The organism is Streptomyces sp. NPDC052107 (assembly GCF_040680215.1).
GTDB lineage: Bacteria > Actinomycetota > Actinomycetes > Streptomycetales > Streptomycetaceae > Streptomyces.
In genome coordinates, this window is sequence record NZ_JBFAWG010000185.1 from 1 (window position 1) to 5888 (window position 5888).

Sequence of the window (5888 nt, forward strand, 5' to 3'; positions counted from 1 at the left end):
GACGGTTCACGAGTCACCCGGCCCGGCGTCCTACGGCACGCTACGAGCGGCCAACCCGACCGCGTCCCGCTACCCCCATACAAGTCGGCGGTTCAGATCGACGTACTGCGGAACACCCCCGCGGACGCGGGGGTGTTCCGCCAGCGGCGCCGGACCCGACATAGGGCCCGACCAAGTGACCCCATGCAGCACCGTGCTCACCGGGGCCACTGCCCGGTGAGCACGGGCTGATGCCGAGGGCGGGTTTAGTTGGTGCAGGTGTCGAGCATCGAAGACAGCGCTGTCTTCTCCTTGTCGGTGGTGGTCAGCTTCCAGACCGACTTGATATGGGTGTAGTCCTCGGCGTACGTGCACCAGAACGCGTGGTTCGTGGGCTTCCAGTCGGCCGGCCCGCTGTCGGACTTCGAGGAGTTCGCGGACTCCGACGCGATGAGCAGCTGGGGGTCTTTCAGGTCGTTACCGAAGGCCTTGCGCTGATCGGCGGTCCAAGTGTCGGCGCCGGAGCGCCAGGCTTCGGCGAGGGGGACCATGTGGTCGATGGTGGCCTTGGCGACGTCGGTGACCGTGGTGTCGTCATAGACGGAGTACCAGGTGCCGGAGACGGGCTGGCAGTGGTCGGGTTTGTCCTGGACGTTCCTGCCGTCGCGGGCCAGGACGTCCTGGCGGGTGGTGCAGCCGTCCGGCTGCGTGGACCAGATGTCGAACTTGTCACGAGCGTAGCCGTCCATCGAATGCGGCGGGGCCACGGTGAGCGCGGTCAGCTCCGCGCGGGCGGTCGCCACAGGCGGCGGCGCGGGCGGATCGGCGAGAGCCGGGGCCGTGCTGACACCAGCCAAGACCAGGACGGTTGCGGGCAGGCCGAAGACAATGCGACGCATGAACTCTCCAAATTTTGTGGGGGGTTGGAGATACACACACGAGATAACCGCAGTCGTCGCACCGTGCGCTACGCGCGTGGACCTGATGCCGACAACTCCCCCACGCCACCTTCACCCACGCCCCACAGGTCCAGGCGGGCCGGGAACACAGCGCGGGGCACGCAGGGGAGAGTAAATCCCCTGTTCCGAGGCGGGCTGGCGAGCGTAACCGGCGCGGGGTGTGTCCGTTGCGCCCTGCATGGACCAACTTCTCGATTCCGCACTCGATATGCCGGAACTGTACGAGCCGCGCCTGCCGCTGCTCACTCTCACCGAGGCGCACCAGCTGCTGGACGTCCTACAGCACTTCGGCACAACGAACCACGACTGGGGCGCCCAGGCCCGCCGCTTCGCCGCCGAACTCGCAGCCCGCGTCCCCTCACGCGATGCCTAACGATTGGCGCTCCACGAACTGCCCGAGCACCGTCTTGAACGGCACGTCGCCGCCCATGCCCAGGTGCGCGGCCGTCTGCGCGGGCAGGTCACCGTGGGGTTCACGGCGCAGGTCGATGCCGAAGTGGTCGCGGATGTGGTCGGCGACGGAGACCCGCTGGGGAGTGTAGGGGATGTGCGGGCCGATCAGCTTCTCGGCGAGCGCCATGAGGAAGTCGAATTCCTCGTCGGCGGCGTAGAGGTCGAGCATCTGGAACTCGGGCGCGTGGAGCTCGTCCGGCTTCTCGGGCCGGAAGCACGGGCCGATCTCGAAGACCCGCCGGTGGTGCTCCAGGCACCGCGCGCTCGCTGTCGTCGAGGGCGGCGAAGGTGGTGGCCATATGATCTTTGTGGGCCCTGGTCCAGGGGGCGAGCTTCTCGCAGCCGGCATCGGTGAGCGTGACGACAGAGGACCGACGGTTGGCTGGGTCGACGTAACGCGCGACCAGCCCGGCGCCGATTATCCGGCTGATCAGTCCACTGACCGTGCTGGGTGCCAGGTGCCGGCGGGCGGTCAGGTCACTGATGTGCGCGGGAGAGTGTTCCCGCAGTACCTGGAGCAGCTCGACCTGGGCCATGGGGAGAGTCTTTGGCGGGTAGTCGGTGCGGATCGAGGAGCGCAGCGCGCGATGCAGCCGGGTGACGGCCTCGGTGAGCAGCGGGGCGTCCGGCTCCTGCCCGGCGGGACGGGGCGGGGAGGCCCCCGGAGCTGGGTCGCGCAGACATTGAGCAAAGGGTATCCGGGCCGCGCTCAGGTGCGACTCCGCCGCACCTGGACCGAACGCCGTGTCGGGCCGGCTCGCATAACCGCGCCAGCACCTCCCGCTCGAGCGGATCGCGGCTGGGTCGATCACCGAGGCGGGGTGCGAACTTCCGACTCGGGATGCGCAGGAGGCAATGACGCGTTGACGGCGTCATCGCCTTTCCCGTCCGCTTGGCTGCGTTCCTGGCGCAGGACGTCGAGGACGACAGAGCCGTCGACGGTCTCGTGGGTGACCAGTTCACCGGCCAGGCGTTCCAGGGAGGGCTGGTGGCCGCGAAGCAGCGTGATCGCGCGCTGTTCGGCCTGGCGTAGCAGCCGGGCGACCTCCTCGTCGACGATGCGCTGGGTCTGCTCCGAGTACGGTGGCCGCCCCGTCTCGTCGGTGGCCTCGCTGAGGAAGTGCGGGTGGGCGGAGGCGTAGCCGATCGGCCCGAGCTCGGAGGAGAGGCCGAACTCGCGGACCATGCGGGTGGCGATCTGCGTAGCTCCGGCCAGGTCGTTGGCGGCTCCCGTCGATCCCTCGCCGAAGACCACGAGTTCGGCCGCGCGCCCGCCGAGGCGGACCGTCAGAAGGTCGATCAGGTAACTTTCGCTGTACAAGTGGCGTTCCGCTTCAGGGAGTTGCTCGGTAACGCCGAGGGTGACGCCGGCAGGCAGGATGGTTACCTTCGCCACCGGGTCGGCGTGCTCGCACAACGCCGCGACCAGGGCGTGCCCCGATTCGTGCACAGCCACCGAGCGGCGTTCCTCGGGCAGCAGCGCGTTGGAGGACTCGCGGCGTCCGAGCAGCACACGATCGCGGGCGGCATCCAGGTCGTGCGGCTCGATCCGGGTACGGTTGTCCCGTACGGCGTTGATGGCGCCTTCGTTGACGAGGTTGGCGAGATCGGCACCGGAGAACCCGGGTGTGGCGCGCGCTACGGTATCCAGGTCGACGTCCGGAGCCAGGGTCTTGTCACGGGCGTGAACGGCGAGGATCGCGGCCCGCTCGGACTGGTTGGGCAGCGGCACGGTGACCTGGCGGTCGAAGCGCCCGGGGCGCAGCAGGGCCGGGTCGAGGGCGTCGGGCCGGTTGGTGGCGGCGAGGACGACGATGCCGCTGGACTGGTCGAAGCCGTCCATCTCGGACAGCATCTGGTTGAGGGTCTGCTCGCGCTCGTCGTTGCCGCCCAACCGTGCTCCGTCGGCGCGGCGTGATCCGAGCGCGTCGATCTCGTCGATGAAGATGATCGACGGGGCGCGTTTGCGGGCTTCGCCGAACAGGTCGCGCACCCGGGAGGCACCAACGCCGACGAACATCTCCACGAACGCGGAGCCGGTCACGGACAGGAACGGCACATCCGCCTCCCCGGCGACCGCTCGCGCGAAGAGCGTCTTGCCGGTACCGGGTGGCCCCACCATGATCACGCCACGGGGGCCTTTGGCGCCTGCGGCGGTGTACCGGGCGGGATTGCGCAGAAAGTCGACGACCTCGCTGATCTCCTGCTTGACTCCGTCGTAACCGGCGATGTCGTCGAATCCGGTGGTGGGCCGCTCTGCCTCGATGATCTTCGCCCGCGAGCGTCCGACGGCGCTCAGCCCGCCGGTCACCGACCCCGCGGCCCGGCGTCCCATCCACACGAAGACGCCGATCAGCAACAGGAACGGCAGGAACGAGAAGAGCACGGACAACCACGTCGAGCCGCCCCCGCTGCTGCTCTGGCTGGCTTTGATCTGCACGTGGTGGGAGGTCAGCTGCTGCTGCAATTGGGCCCCGGTGCCCAGCGCGGTGGGGATCTGGGTAGTGAACTTCGTGCCGTCCGTCAGGGTGCCGCTGACCGCGCCCTTGTCGTTGATATCGACCGTCTGCACCTGGCTGGCGCCGACCTTGCCGACGAAGCCGCTGTACGACAGTGATGTCGTGTGCGGCCCGGAGCGGGCGTGAGAGAGCAGCAGGACGGCGGCGAGTGTCATCAGGATCCACCAGAACATCCACCGTCCGCCGAACGGCTGCGGTTGCCGGGGCGGAGGCGTGGGCGGTTCGCGCGGCGGCCCGGGCTTGGCGGGCGGCGTCAGGTGCCGGCGCGGCATCCGCGCTCGTGTGATCACCAATCCCACGCCCTTCGGTCGGCATGAACCCCATCCACCATCCTCAAACCCAGTCGTTCCTGGTGGCAGGGGTCGAATGGCCCTGATGCGGGCCGTCCGGTCTGAGCTCGCACAGGCTCGCGGACGACGATGGCCGCCGACAGGAGCCGGCTGACAGGTGTGCACGCCGTCTTGTTGTCACACGTCCAGCAACGTGGGCACTCACCGCTGACTCCCAGGGCGGGTTCTGCTCTGACGTCCGCAGATCCGGATGCCGACGCGGGCCGCAACTCCGCCCATCCAGCGGACGTCGGCTGCCTCGCGCGTTTCGTTGATTCCGGCGTGGCAGCACAACGGCTGGGATCAGATGTGCCCTACGCGGCGTTGGGGGAGCACCTGCGGCTTGTACTGGCGCGCAGCGAGTCGGCATTCATGGGACGTCTGGGAGTAGCCGACGATGTGGACGAGGTGAGGCCGCGAACACCCGCAACGGGCTCGCCCGGCCTGGGGTCGGTACGCATTGCGCCGTCGGGCGGGGAGGAGTGGCGATGACGCTGCCCCCGCGCCCCGGCACGTCTGTTTGTCGGAGGCGTAGGAAGCGGCTGCTGGCGGGAGTCACGGCCGCCGACGCCGTGATGATGACCAAGAGGTAAGAGGTTGTGTACTGCGCCTCGAATTCACCTGGTCGCGCAGACAGCCTCGACGAAGTGACCCACCTGTTCCTCCGGCAAGCGGCGCGCGAGGTGCCCCTCGGCTTACCAGGCGGTGATCCTCGATGACCGGGAGTCGCCGGATCCTGTGCTCCTGCATGACCTGGAGGACACGGTCGGTTTCGGCGTCCGCGTCGACAGTGACCGGCTTGCCTTGCCCGAGTTGGCCCGCGGTCACGGTCCGGGGGGCTTTCCCCTTGGCGAGACACTTCACCACGATGTCACGGTCGGTGATGATCCCGTGGAGGCGGTCGTCCTCCCCGCAGATCGGCAGTGCTCCGACGTCCAGTTCCTTCACCTTGCGCGCCGCGTCCTCCAGGGTCTGGGCTTCCTGGATGCAGGCAGCGCCGGTATGCATGATGTCCCGCGCAGCGGTCATGGTCGTCTCCTTCCGGGCGTGGTGGTTGTGGTGTGCCTGCCGTGCCGTCGAGGCGTCGTCGCATGGTGCAGGGATGCGCGCAGGTGTCGTGCCCCCGTCCTTGTGCCGCCCTTCCGCTGGTGACCCCACACGGTCGGGCGAGTGCGGTTCGACGGTCAGTCGTCCGCACCCGCCAATCGTGCGCCCTGTGGTAGCGGGTGGTTCGCCCTCGATCTCGATGTGGTGGGGCTTGGCACGCCTGAGCCGTGGGGACGGTGACGGTGAGGATTTCGTCGGCGAGACTGGCGTGAACGTCCTCGGTCTTCACATCGGCGGGGAGGTCAACCGCATCCTGGCCGCCGGACGCGCCCCGGTCGAACGCGGCTTCGCCCATCTGAAGAACTGGCGGATCCTCACCAAGCTCCGCACTGACCACGCTCGCGCCACCCACCTGCTTCGCGCGCTGCTCATACTGACGGACATCGAGGCCTCTAAAGGAAATTGATCTCTACCCCGGGTTCGACTTAATTCGGTGACCTGGAGGACCGAATCTGGCCTCTGACCTGGGCGGACATGGGTGTGGCCGCCTGGAGGGCGTTTCTCTAGGCGGTAGCGTTTCGGCTGGTCAGCGAGATGTGGCC

The 5888-nt window shown here is 68.4% G+C and carries 6 protein-coding genes and 1 pseudogene; 2 read left to right on the top strand and 5 right to left on the bottom strand.

From position 1 onward, the window contains the following. Positions 1–245: 245 nt before the first annotated feature. Complete coding sequence (locus AB0M27_RS46230) at positions 246–878, bottom strand: HNH endonuclease family protein (protein ID WP_365732185.1); 633 nt, start codon at positions 876–878, stop codon at positions 246–248. Between the two features lie 268 nt (positions 879–1146). Between AB0M27_RS46230 and AB0M27_RS46235 the strand changes: the two genes are divergently transcribed. Then, positions 1147–1311: a hypothetical protein gene (locus AB0M27_RS46235; protein WP_365732187.1), complete on the top strand. Its 165-nt coding sequence runs from the start codon at positions 1147–1149 to the stop codon at positions 1309–1311. On the opposite strand, the gene AB0M27_RS46240 is transcribed toward AB0M27_RS46235, so the two are convergent. The 4 genes and pseudogenes from AB0M27_RS46240 to AB0M27_RS46255 all read right to left on the bottom strand — a co-directional run bounded on the left by AB0M27_RS46240 (position 1297) and on the right by AB0M27_RS46255 (position 5268). Next, positions 1297–1740 (bottom strand): amino acid--tRNA ligase-related protein, encoded by a 444-nt coding sequence (locus AB0M27_RS46240; protein ID WP_365732189.1) that lies wholly within the window; start codon positions 1738–1740, stop codon positions 1297–1299. The genes AB0M27_RS46235 and AB0M27_RS46240 overlap by 15 nt on opposite strands. 4 nt (positions 1741–1744) lie before the next feature. Next, positions 1745–1927, bottom strand: a pseudogene (locus AB0M27_RS46245) (MarR family transcriptional regulator); the annotation flags it as partial. 272 nt (positions 1928–2199) lie between these two features. Beyond that, a complete protein-coding gene (gene ftsH / locus AB0M27_RS46250) occupies positions 2200–4083 on the bottom strand; it encodes an ATP-dependent zinc metalloprotease FtsH (RefSeq protein WP_365732192.1) in 1884 nt (627 codons plus the stop codon). Positions 4084–4794: 711 nt separating this feature from the next. After that, on the bottom strand, positions 4795–5268 hold the full coding sequence (locus AB0M27_RS46255; RefSeq protein ID WP_365732195.1) for a CBS domain-containing protein: 474 nt from the start codon (positions 5266–5268) through the stop codon (positions 4795–4797). A 229-nt stretch (positions 5269–5497) separates the two neighbouring features. Here AB0M27_RS46255 and AB0M27_RS46260 point away from each other — a divergent pair, with 229 nt between their 5' ends. Then, entirely contained in the window at positions 5498–5752 is a 255-nt protein-coding gene (locus AB0M27_RS46260) for a hypothetical protein (RefSeq protein ID WP_365732197.1), read from the top strand. The last annotated feature ends 136 nt before the right edge of the window (positions 5753–5888 follow it).